Annotated in this window: 24 protein-coding genes; 14 read left to right on the plus strand and 10 right to left on the minus strand. The window is 65.3% G+C overall.

Translation table 11 applies throughout. The features are described from left to right. Nucleotides 1–30: 30 nt before the first annotated feature. Nucleotides 31–681: a glutathione S-transferase family protein gene (locus MLD63_RS05815; RefSeq protein ID WP_255328944.1), complete on the minus strand. Its 651-nt coding sequence runs from the start codon at nt 679–681 to the stop codon at nt 31–33. 119 nt (nt 682–800) lie between these two features. Then, a complete protein-coding gene (locus tag MLD63_RS05820; RefSeq protein ID WP_369696989.1) occupies nt 801–2,561 on the minus strand; it encodes a D-alanyl-D-alanine carboxypeptidase family protein in 1,761 nt (586 codons plus the stop codon). Nucleotides 2,562–2,828: 267 nt separating this feature from the next. On the opposite strand from MLD63_RS05820, the gene clpS reads away from it, so the two are divergent. The 3 genes from clpS to MLD63_RS05835 are packed head-to-tail and all read left to right on the plus strand — an operon-like array spanning nt 2,829 to nt 4,961. Next, nucleotides 2,829–3,143 carry an ATP-dependent Clp protease adapter ClpS gene (gene clpS, locus MLD63_RS05825; RefSeq protein ID WP_255329512.1) on the plus strand — a complete coding sequence of 105 codons (315 nt, stop codon included), beginning with the start codon at nt 2,829–2,831 and terminating at the stop codon, nt 3,141–3,143. A gap of 4 nt (nt 3,144–3,147) precedes the next feature. Beyond that, nucleotides 3,148–4,158: a class I SAM-dependent methyltransferase gene (locus tag MLD63_RS05830; protein ID WP_255328945.1), complete on the plus strand. Its 1,011-nt coding sequence runs from the start codon at nt 3,148–3,150 to the stop codon at nt 4,156–4,158. Next, nucleotides 4,155–4,961 (plus strand): SDR family NAD(P)-dependent oxidoreductase, encoded by an 807-nt coding sequence (locus MLD63_RS05835; protein ID WP_255328946.1) that lies wholly within the window; start codon nt 4,155–4,157, stop codon nt 4,959–4,961. The genes MLD63_RS05830 and MLD63_RS05835 overlap by 4 nt, the downstream gene beginning before the upstream one ends. A gap of 4 nt (nt 4,962–4,965) precedes the next feature. On the opposite strand, the gene MLD63_RS05840 is transcribed toward MLD63_RS05835, so the two are convergent. Beyond that, on the minus strand, nt 4,966–5,379 hold the full coding sequence (locus MLD63_RS05840) for a hypothetical protein (protein WP_255328947.1): 414 nt from the start codon (nt 5,377–5,379) through the stop codon (nt 4,966–4,968). 77 nt (nt 5,380–5,456) lie between these two features. On the opposite strand from MLD63_RS05840, the gene hemF reads away from it, so the two are divergent. Together hemF and MLD63_RS05850 are read left to right on the plus strand one after the other, a co-directional pair. Further along, on the plus strand, nt 5,457–6,311 hold the full coding sequence (gene hemF / locus MLD63_RS05845) for an oxygen-dependent coproporphyrinogen oxidase (protein WP_255328948.1): 855 nt from the start codon (nt 5,457–5,459) through the stop codon (nt 6,309–6,311). A 72-nt stretch (nt 6,312–6,383) separates the two neighbouring features. Next, a complete protein-coding gene (locus tag MLD63_RS05850; RefSeq protein ID WP_255328949.1) occupies nt 6,384–6,863 on the plus strand; it encodes a VOC family protein in 480 nt (159 codons plus the stop codon). Here MLD63_RS05850 and MLD63_RS05855 read toward each other — a convergent pair whose 3' ends face one another. Continuing rightward, complete coding sequence (locus tag MLD63_RS05855) at nt 6,864–7,316, minus strand: Lrp/AsnC family transcriptional regulator (protein ID WP_255328950.1); 453 nt, start codon at nt 7,314–7,316, stop codon at nt 6,864–6,866. 72 nt (nt 7,317–7,388) lie between these two features. On the opposite strand from MLD63_RS05855, the gene MLD63_RS05860 reads away from it, so the two are divergent. Beyond that, the gene (locus tag MLD63_RS05860) at nt 7,389–7,976 is read left to right on the plus strand and encodes a LysE family translocator (RefSeq protein ID WP_255328951.1); all 588 of its coding nucleotides are present in this window, start codon (nt 7,389–7,391) and stop codon (nt 7,974–7,976) included. Here the strand turns inward: MLD63_RS05860 and MLD63_RS05865 are convergent. Continuing rightward, nucleotides 7,973–8,848, minus strand: coding sequence for an EamA family transporter (locus MLD63_RS05865; RefSeq protein ID WP_255328952.1), 876 nt, complete (start codon nt 8,846–8,848; stop codon nt 7,973–7,975). The genes MLD63_RS05860 and MLD63_RS05865 overlap by 4 nt on opposite strands. 3 nt (nt 8,849–8,851) lie before the next feature. Beyond that, entirely contained in the window at nt 8,852–9,880 is a 1,029-nt protein-coding gene (hemE, locus tag MLD63_RS05870; protein ID WP_255328953.1) for a uroporphyrinogen decarboxylase, read from the minus strand. A 78-nt stretch (nt 9,881–9,958) separates the two neighbouring features. Here hemE and hemC point away from each other — a divergent pair, with 78 nt between their 5' ends. The 4 genes from hemC to MLD63_RS05890 all read left to right on the plus strand — a co-directional run bounded on the left by hemC (nt 9,959) and on the right by MLD63_RS05890 (nt 13,935). Continuing rightward, nucleotides 9,959–10,903, plus strand: a complete 945-nt coding sequence (gene hemC / locus MLD63_RS05875) for a hydroxymethylbilane synthase (RefSeq protein ID WP_255328954.1) — start codon at nt 9,959–9,961, stop codon at nt 10,901–10,903. Between the two features lie 157 nt (nt 10,904–11,060). Beyond that, a complete protein-coding gene (rpoD, locus tag MLD63_RS05880; protein WP_255328955.1) occupies nt 11,061–13,031 on the plus strand; it encodes an RNA polymerase sigma factor RpoD in 1,971 nt (656 codons plus the stop codon). Further along, entirely contained in the window at nt 13,021–13,443 is a 423-nt protein-coding gene (locus MLD63_RS05885; protein ID WP_255328956.1) for a BLUF domain-containing protein, read from the plus strand. The genes rpoD and MLD63_RS05885 overlap by 11 nt, the downstream gene beginning before the upstream one ends. Nucleotides 13,444–13,479: 36 nt before the next feature. Further along, entirely contained in the window at nt 13,480–13,935 is a 456-nt protein-coding gene (locus tag MLD63_RS05890) for a BLUF domain-containing protein (protein ID WP_255328957.1), read from the plus strand. A 73-nt stretch (nt 13,936–14,008) separates the two neighbouring features. On the opposite strand, the gene MLD63_RS05895 is transcribed toward MLD63_RS05890, so the two are convergent. Together MLD63_RS05895 and MLD63_RS05900 are read right to left on the minus strand one after the other, a co-directional pair. Next, nucleotides 14,009–14,620 (minus strand): VPLPA-CTERM sorting domain-containing protein, encoded by a 612-nt coding sequence (locus tag MLD63_RS05895; RefSeq protein WP_255328958.1) that lies wholly within the window; start codon nt 14,618–14,620, stop codon nt 14,009–14,011. 150 nt (nt 14,621–14,770) lie between these two features. Further along, a complete protein-coding gene (locus MLD63_RS05900; protein WP_255328959.1) occupies nt 14,771–15,322 on the minus strand; it encodes an NADPH-dependent FMN reductase in 552 nt (183 codons plus the stop codon). 110 nt (nt 15,323–15,432) lie between these two features. On the opposite strand from MLD63_RS05900, the gene MLD63_RS05905 reads away from it, so the two are divergent. The 4 genes from MLD63_RS05905 (at nt 15,433) to ribD (ending at nt 18,998) form a co-directional block, all read left to right on the plus strand. Next, the gene (locus MLD63_RS05905) at nt 15,433–16,965 is read left to right on the plus strand and encodes a DNA recombination protein RmuC (RefSeq protein WP_255328960.1); all 1,533 of its coding nucleotides are present in this window, start codon (nt 15,433–15,435) and stop codon (nt 16,963–16,965) included. Then, nucleotides 16,962–17,405, plus strand: a complete 444-nt coding sequence (locus tag MLD63_RS05910; RefSeq protein ID WP_255328961.1) for a secondary thiamine-phosphate synthase enzyme YjbQ — start codon at nt 16,962–16,964, stop codon at nt 17,403–17,405. Before MLD63_RS05905 ends, MLD63_RS05910 begins: the two co-directional genes overlap by 4 nt. Before the next feature lie 109 nt (nt 17,406–17,514). Continuing rightward, nucleotides 17,515–17,979: a transcriptional regulator NrdR gene (gene nrdR, locus MLD63_RS05915; protein WP_255328962.1), complete on the plus strand. Its 465-nt coding sequence runs from the start codon at nt 17,515–17,517 to the stop codon at nt 17,977–17,979. A gap of 35 nt (nt 17,980–18,014) precedes the next feature. Then, the gene (gene ribD, locus MLD63_RS05920; RefSeq protein WP_255329513.1) at nt 18,015–18,998 is read left to right on the plus strand and encodes a bifunctional diaminohydroxyphosphoribosylaminopyrimidine deaminase/5-amino-6-(5-phosphoribosylamino)uracil reductase RibD; all 984 of its coding nucleotides are present in this window, start codon (nt 18,015–18,017) and stop codon (nt 18,996–18,998) included. On the opposite strand, the gene MLD63_RS05925 is transcribed toward ribD, so the two are convergent. Together MLD63_RS05925 and MLD63_RS05930 are read right to left on the minus strand one after the other, a co-directional pair. After that, on the minus strand, nt 18,999–21,077 hold the full coding sequence (locus tag MLD63_RS05925) for a capsule polysaccharide biogenesis protein (protein ID WP_439957628.1): 2,079 nt from the start codon (nt 21,075–21,077) through the stop codon (nt 18,999–19,001). Next, nucleotides 20,999–22,132: a polysaccharide biosynthesis/export family protein gene (locus tag MLD63_RS05930; RefSeq protein WP_507185066.1), complete on the minus strand. Its 1,134-nt coding sequence runs from the start codon at nt 22,130–22,132 to the stop codon at nt 20,999–21,001. The genes MLD63_RS05925 and MLD63_RS05930 overlap by 79 nt, the downstream gene beginning before the upstream one ends. Nucleotides 22,133–22,179: the final 47 nt, after the last annotated feature.

A 22,179-nucleotide genomic window follows, 5' to 3' on the forward strand; every position in this document is an offset into this window, starting at 1 on the left:
AGGGGTTGCGCACGATCGCATCAGTTCGGTTCAGGCGGGTTCCGCCTGACGCATCGCCCACATCGTCTGGAAGGCGGGACGCTTCTGGCAGTCCTGCAGCCATGCGATGAGCGAGGGGAACCGGGCCATCAGCGCGTCGTGGCCCTGCGCATAGCGGATTACCTCGGCCACGTTGATGTCTGCGACGGTGAAGCGGTTGCCGACCATCTGCCCACCGCGCGACAGGTGATCCTCCAGCACCTGAAGAGGTCGCATCAGGCGTTCGGCGGCGTTGGCGACCAAGGCGCGGTCCTCGGACCCGCGGCTGTCACCGAGAAACAGGACGGTCAGCGCATCGGGCTCGATCGCGGTCGCGGCGAAGAACGACCATTGCATCATCAGCGCATCTTCGGCCGCGTCGGCGGGACCGAGCGGAAGACCATGCTTGCGGGCAAGATACAGCGTGCAGGCCATCGATTCCGACAGGACCAGCCCGTCATCCTCGATCACCGGGATCGCGCCTGCGGGCGACAGCGCCAGAAAGGCGGGCGTGCGCGTGTTCAGCGGGGCGTCGCGCGCCATCGGATCGGCAAGCCGATAGGCCTGGATCACCGGCTCCTGACGGTAGTCGAGCCCGATTTCGTGGCAGAGCCAGATCAGTCGCGACGCGCGCGAGCGGGTGACACCGTGAATGACCAGCATGAGGACTCCGAAACCTTGCGGCGCCCATAAAGCACGGCTTGAACCTGACGGAAAGGGCGGCCGCCCGTGCGATCACCCGCCCTTGATCGATCGGATCATCAAGGACGAAAGAGCGCGACCTATTGCTGAATGACCGAGCAGGAATTGGCGCGGGCTGCCATCTGGTCGCACAGCGCCTGCGCGGTCGAGCGGCTCATCCCCGCCATCCGCGGCTCCCAACCGCGCGCAGTGTCGGCGACGCTGCGATGGGCGCGGGCGACGGCATCGCCCCCTTGCAGCACGGTCTGCATCAGCAGCTTGTCGGCCTCGGTCTTGGACTTGATCGGGCCGAGGGTGATGCCCCAGCCGGTCCCGCCCGATTTTGCGCGCGAGACGAGTTCGGTCGGTTCAGGCTCACCTCGGTCGCCTTCGCCCATGGCGGCGAGGATGACGGTATCCGAGCGCGGCGCCGGCGCAGTCGACGAGGCGAGCGCCATGACCCGCGACGCAGCCGCGGCAACCGGCGCGGCGGACGCGACGGCGGCAGGTGCAACCTCGGCCGTGGTGGCCGGCTGGGCGATGGGTGCCGAGGCCGTTTCGTCCGTCTCGTCAAGCGACGCCGTGCTGGCCGAGCCGCTGCGCGGCGAGGGGACGGGGCGGGCGGAGGATTGCAGGACACCACCGGCGATGCTGCCAGAGGGAGCTGCGGCCGGTGCGCTGGCCGCCATCTCGACGGCCGCGTCGACGGCGGACGGCTCGACCGCCTGGGCGGTTCCGGCGCGCCGTGCGGGACGGGCGCTGGATGCAAGCGACATCCGCGCATCGGCGGGAACGGATGCCGCCGGATCAGGCGTCGCCGCAGCGGCGGGCGTCGCGATGGCCTGGGCCACCGCAGCGGCAAGCTGGTCGGGCCGGACGGTGGATGCGGCGGCGCTGGCGCGGCGCGGAGGCTCGGACCGAGTCAGGACCATCCGCTCGGCCCGCGGGGCGGTCGCGATCGGCTTGGGTTCGACCTGGGCGCGGCGCACGACCTTCTGGGCCAGAAGCTGCGGCGGCTCGGGGCGAACTTCGCGGACGCGAGCCGGGACGCGGCCAAAGCCCGCATCCAGCAATTGCGCCATCACCTGGTTGCGCTGCGCGGTCGAGGTGCCGCCGAAGACGGTCGCCACGATGCGCTTGTTGCCGCGATGGGCCGATGCGGTCAGGTTGAAGCCCGCCGCGCGGGTATAGCCGGTCTTGATCCCGTCAGCGCCGGGATAGGCGTCGAGGAAGCGCTTGTTCGTCGAGGACACGGTGGTCACGCCGGCATCGGCGCTGCGGCGCGAGAACAGGTTGTAATATTGAGGGAAATCATAGAACAGGCGGCGGCCCAGGATCGACATGTCCTCGGCCGTGGAATAGTGCCCGTCCTGCGTCAGGCCGTTGGCATTGCGGAAATTCGTGTTGCGCATGCCGAGCGCTTTGGCGGTCGCCGTCATTTGCGCCGCAAAAGCCTCTTCCGAGCCGGCGATGCCTTCGCCGATGGCGGTTGCGGCGTCGTTCGCGGATTTGATCGCGGCGGCCCGCAGGAGGTAGCGCAATTCGATCTGCTGACCTGCGCGCAGCCCGAGTTTCGATGGCGGTTCAGCGGCCGCATTGCTGCTGACCGTGAAGCGGCTGTCCAGCCGGACCTGTCCACGTTCGACCGCTGCGAAGGCGAGGTAGAGCGTCATCATCTTGGTGAGCGAGGCCGGATGCAGCCGCGTCGTCGCGTTCTGGGCGTAGACCGGCTTGCCGGTTCGCGCGTCCATCACGTAGGCGGCGAAGGGTGCCGCGACACCTTGCGCGGGAGCCATGGCGGTCCCGACAGCCAGCATCAATATCATCGCCCACAGCCGGGCGGCATCAGGAAATTTGGTCACTGCCTCGATCTCTTCTGCCTCGGGGGCGCGTCTTTTGTCGCACGCCCTTCTTAATTATTCGACAATAGCACGGGGATCGTCACGACGAAACCACGGATTTGTCAATTCCGGCCTTTTGAGACGGGCCACGGACGCAACCCTCTGCGTCCGGGTCGGGGGTTTCAAGATCGGCAAAAGCAACTATATTCGGTCGCGACAGGCCCTGACATGCGCGCCGGACGAAGGGCGCGCCGACAAACCCGCGCGAAGCTTTTCATGACCCACTGGATGACCGACAACGACACCGACCGCGAGTCCGATCTTGCGGTCAAGCCGCGTGAGAAGACGCAGCGGCCGCCGATGTATAAGGTCCTGATGCTGAACGACGATTTCACGCCGATGGAATTCGTCGTTCACGTGCTGGAGCGGCTGTTCGGCATGACCCACGCCCAGGCGATCGAGATCATGCTGACCGTACACAAGCGCGGACTGGCCGTCGTGGGCGTGTTTTCGCACGAGGTCGCCGAAACCAAGGTGGCGCAGGTGATGGAACTGGCGCGTCGCCAGCAGCATCCGCTGCAATGCACCATGGAAAAAGAGTAGCCGTTTGGGCACAGGTCGTCTCGATCTGGCATTCGCCGAGGGTGCGCCCGAGGGCCGGCTTCTGGTGATCGGCGCCAAGGCGGGCGACGATCTGTCGATGCTCGCGCCTGCGCGAACGACGATTGTGCAGCCTCAATTTGCCGACCATCGGGCGCTTGGCGCACGCGGGTTCCACATGGCGACGGAGGCAGCCGGCCCCGCGGATGCGGCGCTGGTCGTTCTTCCCCGCGCCAAGGCGCTGGCGCGTGCGCGGATCGCGGATGCGGCATCGCATCTGCCTGAGGGCGCCGATCTTTGGATCGACGGGCAGCGCACCGATGGGGTTGAATCGATCCTGCGCGATCTGCGCGCGCTGACCGAAATTCACGATCTTCACAGCAAGGCGCATGGCAAGATCTTCCGGGTCCGCACGGGCCCTTGGCTTCCCGCCGATTGGACCGGGCAGGACAGCTATCCCGCCCCCGGATTTCGGGCACCGCCGGGCGCGTTCTCGGCCGACGGTGTCGATCCGGCCTCGGCCGCCCTGGCCGCCGCGCTGCCGTCGAAGATGCCCACATGGGTCGTCGATCTGGGTGCCGGCTGGGGTTGGCTGTCCGCGCGGGTGCTTGCGAAACCCGGGGTCGAGGTGCTTCATCTGATCGAGGCCGATCACGCCGCGGTGGAGGCCGCGCGGGCGAACGTCACCGATCCGCGGGCGCGGTTCCACTGGGCGGATGCGCGCGACGTGGCGCTGCCCGATCCGGTGAACGGCGTGGTGATGAACCCGCCCTTTCACGAGGGGCGCGCGGCCGATCCATCGCTGGGTCGGGCCTTCATCGCGACCGCCGCGCGACTGCTGACGCAGGCGGGCACGCTGTGGATGGTTGCGAACCGTCACCTTCCCTACGAAGCGACGTTGTCCGAGCATTTCGCGCGCGTGACCGAAACCGGCGGCGATGCGCGCTTCAAGATCATCGAGGCGACCGGGGCGCGGCGCGATGCGCGCAGCCGGTCCGGCAGAAAGGTCCGCGCATGAGCCTGTCGATCCGGGGCAAGACCGCCATCGTCACGGGGGCCGGACGGGGCATCGGTCTGGCGATTGCGAAGGACTTCGTCGATCGCGGCGCGAACGTCATGTTCGCCGACAGCGACGAGGCTCTGCTTGAGGCCCAGGTGTCGGAGGCGGCCGAGGGCAATGACCAGATCCGCAGTTTCGCCGCCGACATGAGCCGCAAGCTTGCGATGGCCAACCTGCTTTCGGCCACGATCGACGCGTTCGATCGCGTGGACATCCTGGTGAACGCGCACCGCGTCGTGAAGCGGTCCGATCCGCTGGACACGGATGTCGACACCCTGGAGGAGATGCTGCGCCAGAACATGATGTCGGCGCTGCGGATGTCGCAACTGGTGGCCCGCCGCATGATCCGGCAGGCCGATGAGAACCAGGGCAATGACGAGGCGGGCGCGATCGTGAACCTCTCGACGTTGGCCGGGACGCGTCCGGTGCCTGACCTGCTGGGCTATTCGATCGCCTGCGCGGCGCTGGATCATGCGACGCGCGGTCTGGCGCTGGCCTTGGCGCCCCACAAGATCCGGGTCAACGGTGTACGCTTCAGCAGCGTCATGTCCCACGAGATGAAGGGCGCGCTGCGCGAAGAGCCCTCGATCCGCGACAGCATCATCGCGGGTACCCCGCTGGGACGCATCGCCGCCGCTGACGAGCTTGCGGATACGGTGACCTATCTGGTGTCGCCCGGTGCGGGGTTCGTCACCGGGCAGATCCTGACGGTGGATGGCGGGCGCAGCATCGCCGACAGCGTCACCGCCTCGCTTCTCTGACCGCTCACGCTTCTTCGGGATAGGCTTCGCGGCAGGCGCTGACGACAGCCTGGGCGCGATCCGACAGTGCCGCTTTGCGCGCGGCAAGATTGTCGCGCTTGCGCGCCTCGGCCGCCGGATCGATCGGGACGCGGTAACGCTCCGTATCAACGTAATCGCGCCAGCAGGGGGAATAGCCCACGCGCACCTTGCCCTCGTCGTCGCGATAATAGTCGCGGCATTGGGTCAGCCGGTCGCGCACCACCTGCCGTTCCTCCCATGCGTAACCGCGGGCGATGTTGCCTTCGACTTCGGCCAGAAGGCTGCTGACGGTGCGGTATTCGTCGGTGTTGCGGGCGATGCAGCGTTCCTGCGGGGTGCCGCACGCGGCGAGGGCAAGCGGTATCAGCGCTGCGGCGAAAGCGATGTTGCGGGGCATGAAGCGGACCTTTACCAGTTTCCGCGATGCTAGCCGCGGGGCCGCGGTGCAGGCAAATCAAGATTGAAGGAACGGTCATGGACGATCAGCGCAGGCAGGCGGCAGACTGGTTTCACCTTTTGCGTGACCGGATCGTGGCGGCGTTCGAGGAGCTGGAGGATCGCGCGGCGGGCGCAGCCGAGGCCGGGCGTTTCACCGTCACGCCCACAGAGCGCGCGGAAAACGGCGGCGGCGGGTTGATGTCGGTGATGCGCGGTGGCCGCGTCTTTGAGAAGGTCGGCGTGAACTGGTCCGAGGTTCACGGCACGCTCGCCCCCCGCGCGCAGGCCGCGATGGCAGCCCGCGGCGTCCCGGGAATGGAAGACGACCCGCGCTTCTGGGCCAGCGGCATCAGCCTTGTCGCGCATATGCAGAACCCGCACGCGCCTGCGGTCCACATGAACACGCGCATGTTCTGGACGCCGGGGGCATGGTGGTTCGGCGGCGGCACCGATCTGAACCCCTGCATCGAATACGCCGAGGATACCGCGCATTTCCACGACACGCTGGCTGCCGCCTGCGCGCCCCACGGCACCGACTACTACGACCGTTTCAAGGCTTGGGCTGACGAGTATTTCTTCATTCCGCATCGGGGCCGGGCGCGCGGCGTCGGCGGTATCTTCTATGACGATCTGAACAGCGGCGATTGGGAGGCCGATTTCGCCTTTACCCGCTCGGTTGGAGAGGCCTTTTTGCCGGCCTTCCTGCCCTTGGCAGAAGCGCGGATGTCCCAGACCTGGGACGAGGCGGATCGCGAAGCGCAGCTTGTCCATCGCGGTCTCTATGCGGAATACAATCTCGTCTACGATCGCGGGACGAAGTTCGGGCTCGAGACAGGGCATAATGCCGACGCCGTGCTGATGAGCCTTCCGCCGCTGGCGAAATGGCCGTGACGGAGCGGGGTTCGTCGCGCTAACATGACCATCGCGCCGCCGCGTGACGCGTTCGGCGAAGGGAGAGACGTGATGAGCATTCCCAAGAACACGATCTGCCTCTGGTTCGACAAGGACGCGGAAGAGGCTGCGAATTTTTACGCCGACACATTTCCTGACAGCAGCGTGACCGGCGTCGACCGAGCGCCTTCGGACTTTCCCGGCGGAAAGCAGGGCGACGTTCTTGTCGTCAGGTTCACGGTTTGCGGCATCCCCTGCATGGGGTTGAATGCCGGCCCGAACTTTCCGCAAAGCGAAGCCTTTTCGTTCCAGATCGCGACCGATGACCAGGCCGAGACAGACCGACTGTGGGACGCCATCGTCGGGAACGGCGGGCGAGAAAGCGAATGCGGCTGGTGCAAGGACAAGTGGGGCCTGAACTGGCAGATCACGCCACGCACGCTGACCGAGGCCCTGGCCGCGGGCGGTGACGAGGCGAGGCGCGCCTTCGAAGCGATGATGACGATGGGCAAGATCGACGTCGCCACGATCGACGCGGCGCGACGGGGCTGATCAGGCGCGACGGTCCTTGGAACTGCCCATGACCACGTGGGTGGTGATCGTCGCGATGTGGGGAAACGCGCCCAGGACGTCTGTGTGCAACTGCTTGTAGGCCGCCAGATCGCGACATTCGACGCGCAGCAGATATTCGATCGTTCCGGTGATGTTGTGACATTCCGTCACCTGCGGCGCAGCCTCGCAGGCACGCTCGAACGCGCGCTGCGCCTCATTGGTGTGACGTGACAGGCCGATCGTGACATAGGCGACGAAGCCGATCCCGCGCGCACCGGGGCTGATCACCGCGCGATAGCCGGCAATCACGCCGCGTCTTTCCAGATCCTGGACGCGGCGAAGGCAGGCTGAGGGTGACAGCCCGACCCGCGCCGCCAGATCGACGTTCGATATCCGGCCGTCGCTGGACAGCACGCGCAATATCTGTTCGCTGATCTGATCCGCAACGCTCATGGATTGCGGAGATAGAAGGTAGGGCGCGCAAAATGCAAGAAAATTGCGAGCGGGGCGAGTTATTCATTGTGCATGGATCAGAACCTGCTTTTCGCCCTTGTCGGCTTTGCCTTCGTTTCGACCGCTACGCCGGGGCCGAACAACATGATGCTTCTGGCGTCGGGTGTGAATTTCGGCGTCACGAGGACGGTGCCGCACCTGTTGGGCATCTCGCTGGGGCTTGGCGCGATGGTGGTCGCGGTTGGCTTGGGCGTCACCACGCTGTTTGCGCGTTGGCCGCTGCTCGAAGAACTGCTGAAATGGCTGAGCCTCGGCTACATGATCTGGTTGGCGGCAAAGATCGCACGGTCAGGCAGGCCCGAGGCGAAGGCGGCGGGGGCGAAGCCGATGACCTTCCTGCAGGCAGCGGCGTTTCAATGGGTGAACCCAAAGGCCTGGGCGATGGCGCTTGGCGCGCTGTCGGCTTATGCCGCGGGCGTCGGCGGATCGGCGGTCGTGGCGCTGACCTTCATCGTGGTCGGGCTGCCGGTGATCTTTCTTTGGGCGGCGATGGGGCAGGGTCTGCGCGGCTATCTGGCGGATGAGCGTCGGCTGCGGATCTTCAACTGGACGATGGCGGCGCTGCTGGTCCTGAGCATGCTGCCGGTGGTCTTCCACTAGATCGCGACGGCGAGCAGCCAGCCGACGCCCAGCGTGATCAGCGCCATGCCGACGAGCTGTCGCGGCGCGGCGCGCTGTCGGAATATCCGGCCAGAGACCAGTTGTGCGAAGGGCACCTCGATCAGCGCGAGCGTCCGGACGTTGGCTGCCGAAGTCAGCGCAAAACCCCAGAACCAGAATAGCGACGCGAAGGCCCCGAGCGCCCCGGCCGCGAGCGATTGCCGCCAGTCGCGGGCGATGCCCGACAGGGCAGGGCGGTCTCTCCAGGCGAGCCAGGCCAATGCGACGCAGGTCTGGATGGCGAGGCCCATCGCCAGGATCGTCAGCGCACGGATGAACTGGCTGCCGTCGGGCAGGGCGAGGATCGCGCCGCGAAACCCGATCGCGGACAGCCCGAACAAGGCGCCTGCAGCAAGGCCGTGGGCGACGCTGCGCAGGCCCGCCCGGCTCCAGTCCGTGCCGGAGACGAGCAGGACGCCCGCCACCGCGGTGACGATCGCGCCGAGCCGCGCCCAGCCCAGTGGTTCGGACAGCGCGAGCGTGCCGATCAGGGCGAGCGTCACCGGTTCGGTCTTCGACAGGGCGGTCGCGATGCCGAACCCGCGTCCGGCCATGGCCATCAGCAGGAATCCGGTCGCGAAGATCTGGGACAATCCGCCCATCGCAGCCCAACCGAGCGACGTGGCGCCGGGTATCGGGATGGGTGCCAGCCATGAGGCTGCGACAAGCACGGCAAGGGCGAAGGGCAGGCCGAAGATGAAGCGAACGGCGGTCGCGCCGGCCGTGCCGATGCGCGCGGTCAACCCCGCCTGCGCCGCGTTCCGCCCGGTCTGCGCGGTCGCGGCAATCAGCGTGGTGACGATCCAGAGCACGGGTCAGCCGTTCCGCAGCGTCTCGATCATCAGCGCGACGTTGTCGGGATCGGCGTCCGGCGTGATGCCGTGGCCCAGATTGAAGATGTGCGGCCCGCCCGAGAATGCCTTGCGGATGCGGCGCACGTCCGCGACCAGATCGGGTCCGCCCGCCACCATGTGACGCGGATCGAGATTGCCCTGCACGCAGCCGTCGAGTTGCACATGGGTCGCGGCCCATTCGGCGGACACGCCGTTGTCCAGCGCCACGCAATCGGCGCCGGTGGCTTTGGCGAAGCCGACATAGCGCTCGCCCGCCTGGCGCGGGAAGGCGATGACCGGGATGTCCGGGTGACGGTCCTTCAGCGCGGCGATGATGCGGGCGGCGGGGGCAAGGGCGAAATCGTCGAAGTCGCGGCCCTTCAGGCTGCCTGCCCAGCTGTCGAACAGCTTGACGACCTCGGCTCCCGCATCGATCTGGGCCGAGAGGTATTCCACCGTCGCTTCGGTGATGCAGTCGATCAGAGCCGTAAATGCGGTGCGGTCGGCTTCCATGAAGGCATGGGCCGGGCCCTGATCCGGCGTACCGCGCCCAGCGATCATGTAGGTGGCGACGGTCCACGGCGCCCCGGCAAACCCGATCAGCGTCGTTTCGGCCGGCAGTTCGCGCGACAGGATACGTATCGTCTCGTAAATCGGGGACAGCGTCTCGTGAACGTCGCTGGCCGGTTTCAGCGCCGCGACGCCCGCAGCATCGGTGATGGTGGAAAGCCGAGGTCCTTCGCCGGTCACGAACCACAGATCCGCGCCAAGCGCCTGCGGCACCAGCAGGATGTCCGCAAAAAGGATGGCGGCGTCGAACCCGAAGCGGCGGATCGGCTGCAACGTCACTTCGGCCGCGAGATCGGGATTGTAGCAGAGCGACAGGAAATCGCCCGCCTGCGCCCGCGTCGCCTTGTACTCCGGAAGGTATCGGCCGGCCTGCCGCATCATCCAGATCGGGGGTGTGGGCAGCGTCTCGCCTTTCAGCGCGCGCAGGATGGTCTTGGTCATGGCATGAACTCCTCGGGCGTCGTTCGACGCGACCGGGCGGGCGTTGTCAAGCAGCGGTCGCGAAGTTAAGGCAGGCGCATGAATACGATCCCCAATCCCGAACAGCCGCTGCGGATCGGCACCCGCGGCTCGGTCCTCGCGCTGGCGCAGGCCCATGAAACCCGTGACCGCCTGATGGCGGCGCATGGACTGCCCGAAGACGCCTTTCGTATCGTGCCGATCAAGACCACCGGGGACCGCGTTCAGGATCGCGCGCTGCGCGAGATCGGTGGCAAGGGTCTGTTCACCCGCGAGATCGAGGATGCGCTGCTGGATCAGGTGATCGATATTGCGGTCCATTCGATGAAGGACATGCCGGTCCTGCAGCCCGACGATCTGGTGATCGACTGCTACCTGCCGCGCGAAGATGTGCGCGACGCCTTCGTCAGCCTGACCTGCGGCGCCATCGATGAACTGCCCCAGGGTGCCGTCGTCGGATCGTCCAGCCTGCGGCGTCGCGCCCAGGTGGCGCACAGGCGGCCCGACATTCATCTGGTCGAATTTCGCGGCAATGTGCAGACGCGCCTGCTGAAGCTGCGCGACGGCGTGGCACAGGCGACGTTCCTCGCGATGGCGGGCCTGAACCGTCTGGGCATGGACGAGATCGCGATGAACCCCGTTTCGGTCGACGTCATGCTGCCCGCAGTCGCCCAGGGCGCAATCGGGGTCGAGCGGCGCAAGGATGACGAGCGGGTGGCAGGCATGCTGGCCGCGATCCACGACACACAGACCGGGCTGCAGCTGGCTGCGGAACGGGCCTACCTGTCGCGGCTGGACGGGTCTTGCGAGACACCCATCGCCGGACTTGCCGAACTTAGCGGGGACATGCTTTGGCTGCGCGGTCAGATCATCCGGCCCGACGGCAGCGAGGCGATAGCCGGGGAACGGCGCGGCCCTGTCTCCGATGGCGCAGCGATGGGCCGAGACCTTGCCGACGAACTGCTGAGCCAGGCATCAGCCGATTTCTTCGCAGAGGCAGGCTGAGGCGTCGCTCAGGCGACTACGAATCATCACCCTCGAATCACGGACCGTGCTCTTTGATTCGCCGCGCCATGGCCCTATATCTGGCCATTGTTCCGTCGATTCGCGACGCCTCGCGCGAATCAGCCGCACGAAGCCGATGCGCCAACAAGGAGCCGTCATGGCAGCCAAGGACGACGACGACGATCGCAAATCCGCCGACAAGGACGACAACGCCCACTCGCTCGACATGAGTCAGGCGGCGGTCAAGAAGATGATCGCCGAAGCCCGCGAGCGGGGCTACATCACCTATGACCAGCTGAACACGGTGTTGCCGCCCGACCAGGTGTCGAGCGAGCAGATCGAGGACGTCATGTCGATGCTGTCGGAAATGGGCATCAACGTCATCGAGGACGAGGCCGAGGAACAGGAAGCGGGCGCGGTGACGACCACGCAGACGACCGGCCGTGAGGTCGCCGTCGCGCAGTCCGAGACCGAGAAGCTGGACCGGACCGATGACCCGGTTCGCATGTACCTGCGCGAGATGGGCAGCGTCGAACTGCTGAGCCGCGAGGGCGAGATTGCCATTGCCAAGCGGATCGAGGCGGGGCGGAACACGATGATCGCCGGGCTTTGCGAAAGCCCGCTGACCTTCAAGGCGATCACGATGTGGCGGCAGGAGCTTCTCGACGAAGACATTCTGCTGCGCGACGTGATCGATCTGGAAACGACCTTCGGCAATTCGCTTGAGGAAGACGGCGACGAGGAGGATCTGACCGAGACGGCGACCGAGCAGAAATCCTCGGACAGCGAGACCGAGGTCGATGCCGACGGCAATCCGATCCAGCGCGACGACGACGAGGATGAAGACGACGGTGCGAACCTGTCGCTGGCAGCGATGGAAGCGACGCTGAAACCGCAGGTGCTGGAGACGCTGGAGGTCATCGCCCGCGACTATGAACAGCTTGCCCACATGCAGGATCAACGCATGTCGGCCACACTGAACGAAGACGGCACGTTCAACGCGAAGGACGAGCTGGCCTACCAGAAGCTGCGCAGCGAGATCGTGGCGCTGGTGAACGAGCTGCATCTGCACAACAACCGCATCGAGGCGCTGGTCGACCAGCTTTACGGCATCAACCGCCGCATCGTGACGATCGACTCGGGAATGGTGAAGCTGGCCGATGCTGCCCGCATCAATCGCCGCGAGTTCATCGACGCCTACCGTGGGGCGGAGCTTGACCCGACCTGGGTGGACCGGATGTCGGACAATGCCGGGCGGGGCTGGCAGGCGCTGTTCGACCGGTCGCGCGATCAGGTCGAGGCGCTGCGTGCCGACATGGCCATGGTCGGCCAGCATGTCGGCGTCGATATCGACGAATTCCGCCGGATCGTGAACCAGGTCCAGCGCGGCGAGAAGGAAGCGCGGCAGGCCAAGAAGGAGATGGTTGAGGCGAACCTGCGTCTGGTCATCTCGATCGCCAAGAAATACACCAACCGTGGTCTGCAGTTCCTTGATCTAATTCAAGAAGGCAACATCGGCCTGATGAAGGCCGTGGACAAGTTCGAGTATCGTCGCGGCTACAAGTTCTCGACCTACGCGACATGGTGGATCCGGCAGGCCATCACGCGGTCCATCGCGGACCAGGCGCGGACGATCCGAATTCCGGTCCACATGATCGAGACGATCAACAAGCTGGTCCGGACCGGTCGCCAGATGCTGCACGAGATCGGCCGCGAACCGACACCGGAAGAGCTGGCCGAGAAACTCCAGATGCCGCTGGAGAAGGTCCGCAAGGTGATGAAGATCGCGAAGGAGCCGATCAGCCTCGAGACCCCGATCGGGGACGAGGAGGACAGTCAGCTTGGCGATTTCATCGAGGACAAGAACGCCGTTCTGCCGCTGGACAGCGCCATTCAGGAAAACTTGAAGGAAACCACGACGCGAGTACTTGCAAGTTTGACTCCACGGGAGGAACGTGTCCTACGAATGCGGTTCGGGATCGGGATGAACACCGATCACACCCTGGAGGAGGTCGGGCAGCAATTCAGCGTAACCCGCGAACGGATTCGTCAGATCGAGGCGAAGGCGCTGCGGAAACTGAAGCACCCGTCAAGAAGCAGAAAGTTGAGGTCCTTCCTTGATCAGTGACGCCGGACTGGACGACACGATCTATCACTTCCTCTACCGCAGCAACGCGAGCGCGGAGCTGGGGCAGGACCAGATCGACGCCATCGTCGACGAAGCGCGTCAGCGCAACGCCGAGATGGCGTTGACCGGCTGTCTTCATTACGAAGATGGCCTGTTCTTCCAATGGCTTGAAGGACCTAAATCGAAACTGGACGAGGTCATCGCGATGATCCGACGCGACCCCCGGCACGAGGACATGACCGATCTGGCCTATGGTCCCTCTCGGGGACGGCAGTTCGGCGACTGGACCATGCGGTCGACCAATCGCGATGAAGCGTCGCTGCTGGAATGGTTTGCCAACCACGAAGTCTCAACCATCGATCGTGGGGCCTATGCCGGCTCGATCGGTGCGTTTCTGATGGCGATGAACTGAGCCGGTTCGGGCTGCCCGCCCGTCCGGTCATGCACCATGAGCGATATTGCGAACCGACCCGCCCCATTGGACAGTCTGACACCCTCTGACCAGGAACTCTATCACTACGTCTACCGCAGCACGGCGGCGGATGACCTTGGTCGGGCAGAGATCGACGCGATCGTGCGCCGGTCGGGGCACCGCAATGAGGTTTTCGGCCTGACGGGCTGTCTGCATCATGAAGACGGGCTGTTCTTCCAATGGCTGGAAGGACCGCGCTACCAGCTTGACCAGATCGTCAACAAGATCAGGCGCGATCCGCGACACCAGGATATCGAGGATCTGAGCTACGGCCCGCTGACGCGGCGCATCTTCGGCAGCTGGACCATGCGCTCGACCGACCGCAGCGACGGCTCGCTGACACAATGGCTCACGGATGCCGACGTATCGACCTACGACCGTCGTGGTTATGCAAGCAGCGTCGGCGCGTTCCTGAAATCGTTCGCCGCCTGAACATCGACGATAAGCAACAAAAAAGGCCGCCGTGGATGCTACGGCGGCCTTTCAAATAAGGTGATCGATGCGATCAGGCGGCGCGCTGCTTGCGACGCAGGAACGACAGACCGCCCAGAGCGCCGACCAGCATGATACCAGCCGCGGGCAGCGGAACCGGCGCCGGGGTGACGCGCACGCTGTCGATGTCGAAGCCGCCGGTCTTGCCGCCGGTGTTCGGACCGGTGTGCACGAATTTCAGCGCATCGAAGGGGCCACCCGCGAAGGTGAAGGTCGATGTCGCGTTGGCGTTGCTGATCGGAGCTTCATTGACCAGAACCCAGGAAGCCGGGTTGCCGAGCATACCGACATAGACCAGCGCCTGCTCGACATAGCTGGGGCGGTTGTTGAAGGTCACTTCGGTCGTCGCGCCGGGCGAAACGAAGCTGGTGCCGAACGTGAAGACGACTTCGTCGTTGTAGCCAATCTCGAAGAACTTGCCGTCGTTGGCGCCAAGTGCGTTCAGACCGTTGCTGCGGCCATCGGCCGTGCCACGCTGAGCAGCGCCGGCGTCGTTGTTATAGGTGACTGCGGTTGCGTAACCATCGTTGAAGCCGCCGGGGCCGACGGTGACGGTCGCGGCCGATGCCGCACCCGCGGTGACGAGCGCAGCCAATGCTGCGCCGATCGACAGAACCTTTTTCATACTCGCTCCAATTCAACTAAGTCCCCGAAGGGAAGGGATCCAGATTTGCTGCTAGCAGCCCCTGACCGAACGATCAAGAAAGCCACCGACAAATTCACAAAATTTAGTTAAAATGCCGTTGGCCAACCACATGACGTTGTTTTTCGGGCATCAGTTCCCGTGCTTTTCGATCCAGGCTGCAAACTTGGTGATGAAATCGCCCATGAATTTGCGCGTCTGATCGTTCTTCACACTGCCATCATCGCCGAAACGCTCATCGTTCCACTGGACGTACAGCTCGGGGCTGTGCTGGACGACCAGATCCACGGACAGCGCGGCAAGCCGCGTATGTCCTTGCGCAACCGCCGTGCCTGTCGCGCCCGGAGTGACGCCGGTGATCGCGCACGGTTTTCCGGCCCAGCAACCTTCGCCCTTGGGTCTCGATCCCCAATCAAGCGCATCCTTGATGATGCCCGGGAAGAAGCGGTTATACTCCGGCGTGACGATCAGGACAGCGTCGCTCGCCTCGACCTTCTGTTTCAGGCCGGTGACCGACGCAGGAGGATTGTCCCACAAATCCTGATCGTAGTGTGGCAGATCGGATAGATCGACATAGTCAAAGCGCATGCGATCGGCTGCAATACCCTCCAGGGCCTGGGCGAACTTCCGGTTTAGTGACCCTTTGCGCAAAGATCCGATGAGGACGGCGATCGTGGCAGGCATGTGGTCTTCCTTTCTTATGCGTGTCGTCAGCCCAACGCCGGACACCACTGCGGGTTGCGCGGGGCCTCAAACATCGGCACAAACAGAGAACGTAGTAGAACGGGGCGACAATGTCGGACGATTGGCAAGGGCAGATGGGGCTGTGGCTGAGTGACGTCACGCTGCTTCAGCGTGGCCTGCTTTTGGTCTTGGCGATTGTCGTATTGTTGCTTGTGCTGCGCTGGCGCAATGCGAGTCTTTTGTCCACGGCAGAGGCTGAACACACGGCCCTGCGTCATCAATACGAGCGTCAGAGCGAGGAACTTGAACGGCACGCTGCGCGGATTGCGGCGCTGGAACCAGACTTGCAGCGAGAAGCGCAAGCGGCACGCGATCATGCCCTCCGCGCAGGACAGTTGGACGCGCGGCTTGAGGCACGCGAGGCGCGCCTGGTCGAGATGACCGAAGAACGCGACGGGCTGACCGATGCGCTTCATCAGGCGCGCCAGCAGGCCGGGCGGCTGGAGGGCGATCTGGGACGGATGCGGCTGGCTGCGGAAAAGGACCGCGAGGCGGCCGCCAAGGAAATCGCCACCCTGCGCGAATTGCGCGAAGAGATGACCGGCCAATTCCGGTTGATGGCTCAGGAAACGCTGCGCGTGCAGGGCGCCGACATGCATCGGGTCCAAGGCGAGCAATTGAACGCGCTGCTGCATCCCTTCCGCGAGCAGGTCCATCGCTTCCAGACGGAATTGCAGGGCCGGAACAAGGTTCTGGACGAAGAAGGTGCGCGACTGCGTGAACAGATCGAGGGTCTGCATCGGCGGTCCGAGCAGATCAGCCGCGAGGCCGTCGAGCTGACCCGCGCGCTGAAAGGTGAAAAACAGCGGCAGGGGGCCTGGGGCGAAATGATCCTGTCGCGCATCCTCGAGGAATCGGGGCTGGCCGAAGGGACCCATTATGATCTGCAAAGCAGCTTCAGGGATGAGGACGGCAAGCAATGGCGCCCGGACGTGGTGGTGCGCATGCCGCGCGCCAAGGTTCTGGTCATCGACAGCAAGGTCTCGCTGAATGCGTACGAGCAATCGGTCAATGCCGTCGAGGATGGCGACCGCGCGGCGGCGCTGAAACGTCATGTCGCGGCGGTGAAGGCGCATGTCATGGCGCTGTCGGACAAGGGCTATCACGCGATGGACGACGCCTCGGTCGATTACGTGCTGATGTTCATCCCGATCGAGGGTGCATTCTCGGAGGCGCTTCGGGTCGATCCGGACCTTGCCTCATTCGCGCTGGACCGCCGGGTGGGGCTGGCGACGCCGACCACGTTGATGCTGACATTGCGCACGGTCGAGCATATCTGGGCAGTCGAACGGCGCGAAAGCAACGCCATGGCCATCGCGAACCGGGCCGGCGCGCTTTACGACAAGGTCGCGGGCTTCGTCGACAGCATGGAAAGCGTTGGCAAGGCACTCGATCAGGCTGGCCGTGCGCATGGCGAGGCGATGAACCGGCTGACGCGAGGGTCGGGCAATGTGATCCGGCAGGTCGAGATGCTGCGCGAACTGGGCGCGCGGGCGCAAAAGCAGATCGGCGTGGATCACGATGGCGGCGGCGAGGCCTTGCCCACGCCGGAGGACGCTCGCGGGCGGGACGCGGCAGAGTGAGAACGACCTTCATTGTCGAGACAACGGGTCCAGCGTGTCACGAGATCACCGGTGAAGTCGCGACTTGGCTGAAGCGGAGCGACGCGGCGGATGGCGTTTTGACTTTGATGATCCGGCACACGTCGGCAAGCCTGCTGATCCAGGAGAACGCCGATCCGGACGTGCAAGCTGACCTGCTGGACTGGCTGGACCGGGTCGCACCGCCTGCGGATGACCCATCGATGTCGTGGCTGCGCCATGTCAGCGAGGGTCCGGACGACATGCCCGCGCACCTGAAAGCGTCGGTCCTGCCGACAAGCATCCAGATCCCGATTGCGGACGGCGTCATGCAGTTGGGCCGCTGGCAGGGGATCTATCTGGTCGAGCATCGCGATGCGCCCCATCGACGCCAGGTCTCTGCAGTATTTCTAGGCGACCGGTCGACCCGCAAAAGCCGTTGATTTTCAGCCACAGCCCTATGCCACCGCATGTGGTAGCCATCCGTTAGAGCTACCCAACCTCTCGGCATCGCCCTATGGTGCTGCGCGAAGGGGCGATGAGGGGAACAAGATGCGCTGTCCGTTTTGCGGAAACACCGACACGCAGGTGAAGGATTCCCGCCCGGCTGAAGACAATGTCGCGATCCGACGCCGCCGCTTTTGCCCTGCCTGCAGCGGGCGCTTCACCACCTACGAACGCGTTCAGCTGCGCGATCTGGTCGTCGTGAAGTCGAACGGCAAGCGCGAGGATTTCGACCGCGACAAGATGGCCCGCTCGATCCGGATCGCGATGCAGAAACGCCCGGTGGAACCAGAGCGGATCGAGCAGATGATTTCGGGGATCGTGCGGCGGCTGGAAAGCACGGGCGAAACCGATATCAATTCCAAGATGATCGGTGAGATCGTGATGGAAGCGCTGTCACGGATCGACAACGTCGCCTATGTCCGGTTCGCCAGCGTCTACAAGAATTTTCAGGACGCCGACGATTTCGACAAGTTCGTCTCTGAACTGCGTCCGGCGCTGGACGAGGAGTGAGCGGGGCGCCCGACGTCCGCATCGACGCGCGCCACATGAAGCACGCGCTGGTGCTGGCGCGGCGTGGTCTTGGCAACACCTGGCCCAACCCGGCGGTCGGATGCGTCGTGATCCGCGACGGACGTGTCGTCGGTCGCGGCTGGACGCAGCCGGGTGGTCGTCCCCATGCCGAACGGGTGGCACTGGATCAGGCCGGCGCGCTGGCCCGTGACGCGACGGCCTATGTGACGCTTGAACCCTGTGCCCATCACGGGCGCACGCCGCCCTGCGCCGAGGCTTTGATTGCGGCAGGGGTCGCGCGCGTCGTCAGCGCGACCGAGGATCCTGATCCGCGCGTGGCAGGCCGTGGGCTTGCGCTGCTGCGTGATGCCGGCATCGCTGTGACGGCCGGAATATGCGAGGCTGAAGCGCGCGGGCTTCAGTCGGGGTTCCTGTCGCGCATCCAGCGGGGGCGACCCTGGCTGACGCTGAAGCTTGCCACCAGTTTCGACGGGCGCATCGCAACCTCCACCGGTGAAAGCCAATGGATCACCGGGGCCGAGGCACGGCGGCACGTCCATGCGCTTCGGCTGATCCATGACGCGGTGATGGTCGGCGGCGGTACAGCGCGCGATGATCATCCGTCGCTGAACGTACGCGGCTTCGGTGACGTGCGGCAGCCTGTGCGTGTCGTGCTGTCTTCGCGGGAACTTCCCCACCTGCCGCCAGAAGGGGCAGGGGTGGGGCCTCTTTGGCAGGTCGCTGGCGAGCCGTCAGCGGTGATGGCTGACCTTGGGCAGCGGGGTCTGACTCGTGTCCTGCTGGAAGGTGGCGGACAGACCGCTGCCGCATTCCTGAAAGCGGATCTTGTGGATGAACTGGTCGGCTACAGCGCCGGGATAATGCTGGGCGGCGACGGGCGTGCCGCCGTGGGTTCGCTTGGGCTGTCCGCACTGGCGGACGCCCCGCGGTTCGACCTGGTCGAGACGCGCCGCATCGGTGGCGATCTCTTCCATCGCTGGCGACGCATCCGCAACTGATCAGCGCCGCCACAGCCAGGCCTGTCCGGCCATGAGCCCCTGAGCCTTGGCCAGAATCTTCAAGCCCGGGCCGGCGCGCGTCATCGCTGGATCGGCAAGACGGCGGATCGCGGCTTCGGGCGGGCAGGGCAGGCCTGCCACGGGATCGTGGTAGCGCGGGTAGGCGATCAGCACGGCGTGGGTGAGCGCAGCAAGGCTGGGTCGTGCTTTGCGTCGGTCCGGCACCGGTCCCAGATCACGTGTCAGACCCCAGCCGGCGTAAAAGGGCGCACCAAGTGTCGTGACCGGAACGCCGCGGATCAGAGCTTCGAACCCAAAGGTCGAGGTGATGGTCCAGACCTCGTCCACCGCGTCGAGCAGCGCCAGCGGATCGGCCTCGCGCGCGACCGCGTCTGCGAGAGTGGCCAGATCGCTGTGCGCGACAGTGCCGGGGCGCAGCCCGGCCTCCACGTCCGGGTGCGGCTTGTAGATGATCCGCGCGCCAGGATTGTCTTGGCGCACGCGTTCCAGAAGCGCGAGATTGGTACGCTCGGCTCCGGCGCCGAGACGGATCGAGGCGTCATCCTCGACCTGTCCCGGCACGAGGATCAGGGGGCCACGACCGGTAGGGACCGCCGCAGCACGGCGGATTAGATTGTATTTCGTCAGGCGCGACGCACGGATCGTGTCGATCAGCGCCTCGGCGCGCGCCTCGCCACCATCCGGAGGGCCATCGGCGATCAGGCGCTCCAACCGGCTCTCGCGGGTCGGATCGTAGTAGATGCCGAGTTCGTCCGCGACGAGCGACAATGGCGGCGTCAATTCTGCCCCCAACCCGCGAGAGCGCAGAAAACCATCCTCGAGCCGGCGCGCCTGCGGCGTTTGCTCAGCACGATTGGCCCAGGCAAGCGTCACCCCGGGTGTGGCACGGTCGGTGAAGCGAACGCCGCTGCCGTCGCCGAAGAAGCGCGCGATCGAAGAGCGCTTCCACAATCGGACGCCGTAGGCCAAGTGACCACGGTGATCGTCACGCCACGCACGCGCCTCTGCCTCGATCTGGTCGATCGCCCCGGACAGATCAGTCAGACGATCGGCGCAGGGATCATACCAGACCGGAGCAAGCATATGGCTGGCTGCGAAAAGGCTCGTCGCCGAAGCCTGACCACGGAGGCGGGGAAGGGGGCTTCGGTCGTCGGTCAGACCCCACCCCGCGTAGAAGGGCTGGCCGAACACGCGGGGGCGATGACCGGCCAGCAGCGCCTCGTATCCCAGTTGGGAGCTGAACGTGTACACCGCGTCCGCGTTCTCGACCATCCGCCACGGGGACACCGGCCCAGTCAGCAGGACGTCATCGGTCCGAAGATCCGTTTCGGACAGATGACCAGCGCGCAGGTTTTGCGCCGTTTCAGGATGCGAGCGAACCACAATTCGAGCGCCAGGGTTTTCGTCGCGGGCGATGGCAAGCATGGCCCGAAACTCTGACACACCAGCGCCGCGCAGCGAGGCATCGCCGCGTGTCTGATCGATCACCAGCGCGTAACCCGGACGCGGCGGTTCAAGTGCCGGATCGTGAGCGTTGTATTTTGACAGGTCCGCCGCGCGCAATCGTGTGAGAAGCGCGGCCGCTTGGGTCGATAACACCTCTGCCTGGGGGACCAGTTTTTCGATCAACGACGGTGTTGCCGGGTCGAAATGAAGTCCAATCGGATCGATGAGTAGGCCGATCGGTCCGCGCCGAGCGACCGGATGGCGTGCGCGTCCCGGCAGCACGGAGCGAAGGAAGGCATCCTCGACCGTCACGATGGATGCACCGCGTTGCCGAGCGATGGCGCGCCCGCGCCACGCGGTTGGCGAGGCTCCCCAGATTCCGACATGATCGCCGGGACCGGGCAGGCCGGTGGTAACGCGCCAGCCCGCGAGCGAAAGCATGCGCTGCAGACGCGGCTGAAGCCAGAAACCACCGTTGTAAACGAATAGCCGCCGGGTTTCCCCGGCGGCTTCGTTAGTCCCGTCCGTCTGGATCAGTTCAGGCCCGCGGTATTGGCGATAGAAGCCGCCGAATTCGCGCTGCCGGTGATGGCGGAAATCGTCTTCTGCCACTGAACGTAGGGCGCTTCGGTCACGTAGACGGTGTCTTCGTCGCGGATCAGGAAGTCGCGCGCCAGGAACAGACCGTTCGGTCGCGTCAGATCCAGCACATAGGCCATGCGCTGCGTGCCGTAGACCGGCTGACCCAGAACCGCGCTGGCGACGGAGTCAGGCTCGTCGCGCAGGATGAAGACGCCCGTCGGATCGGCGAGGTTCGTGGACAGGCCGCCGACCATCGCGATTGCCTCGATGGCAGAGATCATCTCGTTGCCGAGCGGCACCTTCGTTTGTCCGCCGAGAGCGCCGAGCGCGGTGAAGCTGCGCTGATCTTCCTCGACCAGGATGATGTCGCCGGGGCGCAACGCGATGTCGTTCTGCGACCCGGTATAGAGATCGGTGAGCCAGACCTTGCCGGACTCGTTTCCGCGCTTCACGGTCACGACGGCGATTTCCGGTTCGATCACCACACCGCCCGCGCGGGCCAGCATCGACGACAGCGTTCGCGTCGGCCGCTCGATCGGATAGACACCCTGTGCCCCGACCCGACCCACGACCGACACCGTGGCGCCATCGCCCGCAGCGCGAACCACCGTCACCTGCGGATCGGGCGTCTGGCTGCTAAGCCGCGTCGTGATGGCCTGACGCAGCGATTCCGGCGTTGCGCCCGCGGCCTGGATCCGACCCGCATAGGGCACGAAGATGAAGCCGTCGCTGTCGACCTGAATCTGCTGCAATTGCGTTGCGCTTTGGCCAAGGCCGGCGAGCAGCCCGTCATCGACGTTTTCCCAGATGCCGATCCCCAGCGTGTCGCCTGCGCGGATCGTGTCGGCACCGACCTGACCGGCCCCCTGGAAGGTGGACGAAAAGCCATAGGACGGCGCGAAGTTCGCGGTCCGGTTCACGTGATCATTGACATAGATGACGTGGGCGTTGCCGCCGCGTTCGACGGCGCCGGAATAGATTTCGTTCTTGTTGGGGCCTGATCGTGGCAGGCTGCAGGCCGCGAGCAGCGTCATCGCAACCAGCAGTACCGTTCGCGCAGTCGCGCGGCAGGGGGAAAAAGTCACCTCGTAAGCTCCTCGTCCGTCCGAGATTCCCCGTTTTTGGTGCGGGG

Source organism: Paracoccus albicereus, assembly GCF_024359525.1.
GTDB lineage: Bacteria > Pseudomonadota > Alphaproteobacteria > Rhodobacterales > Rhodobacteraceae > Paracoccus > Paracoccus albicereus.

Bases quoted from the DNA above. Each gene is read 5' to 3' on its own strand.
- nrdR (WP_255328962.1), top strand. From the start codon at position 17,515: ATGCGCTGTCCGTTTTGCGGAAACACCGACACGCAGGTGAAGGATTCC.
- MLD63_RS05890 (WP_255328957.1), top strand. From the start codon at position 13,480: ATGAGCGATATTGCGAACCGACCCGCCCCATTGGACAGTCTGACACCC.
- clpS (WP_255329512.1), top strand. From the start codon at position 2,829: ATGACCGACAACGACACCGACCGCGAGTCCGATCTTGCGGTCAAGCCG.
- MLD63_RS05895 (WP_255328958.1), bottom strand. From the start codon at position 14,620: ATGAAAAAGGTTCTGTCGATCGGCGCAGCATTGGCTGCGCTCGTCACC.
- MLD63_RS05815 (WP_255328944.1), bottom strand. From the start codon at position 681: ATGCTGGTCATTCACGGTGTCACCCGCTCGCGCGCGTCGCGACTGATC.
- MLD63_RS05905 (WP_255328960.1), top strand. From the start codon at position 15,433: ATGTCGGACGATTGGCAAGGGCAGATGGGGCTGTGGCTGAGTGACGTC.
- MLD63_RS05855 (WP_255328950.1), bottom strand. From the start codon at position 7,316: ATGAGCGTTGCGGATCAGATCAGCGAACAGATATTGCGCGTGCTGTCC.
- MLD63_RS05850 (WP_255328949.1), top strand. From the start codon at position 6,384: ATGAGCATTCCCAAGAACACGATCTGCCTCTGGTTCGACAAGGACGCG.
- MLD63_RS05840 (WP_255328947.1), bottom strand. From the start codon at position 5,379: ATGCCCCGCAACATCGCTTTCGCCGCAGCGCTGATACCGCTTGCCCTC.
- rpoD (WP_255328955.1), top strand. From the start codon at position 11,061: ATGGCAGCCAAGGACGACGACGACGATCGCAAATCCGCCGACAAGGAC.
- hemF (WP_255328948.1), top strand. From the start codon at position 5,457: ATGGACGATCAGCGCAGGCAGGCGGCAGACTGGTTTCACCTTTTGCGT.
- ribD (WP_255329513.1), top strand. From the start codon at position 18,015: ATGAAGCACGCGCTGGTGCTGGCGCGGCGTGGTCTTGGCAACACCTGG.
- MLD63_RS05835 (WP_255328946.1), top strand. From the start codon at position 4,155: ATGAGCCTGTCGATCCGGGGCAAGACCGCCATCGTCACGGGGGCCGGA.
- MLD63_RS05900 (WP_255328959.1), bottom strand. From the start codon at position 15,322: ATGCCTGCCACGATCGCCGTCCTCATCGGATCTTTGCGCAAAGGGTCA.
- MLD63_RS05860 (WP_255328951.1), top strand. From the start codon at position 7,389: ATGGATCAGAACCTGCTTTTCGCCCTTGTCGGCTTTGCCTTCGTTTCG.
- hemC (WP_255328954.1), top strand. From the start codon at position 9,959: ATGAATACGATCCCCAATCCCGAACAGCCGCTGCGGATCGGCACCCGC.
- hemE (WP_255328953.1), bottom strand. From the start codon at position 9,880: ATGACCAAGACCATCCTGCGCGCGCTGAAAGGCGAGACGCTGCCCACA.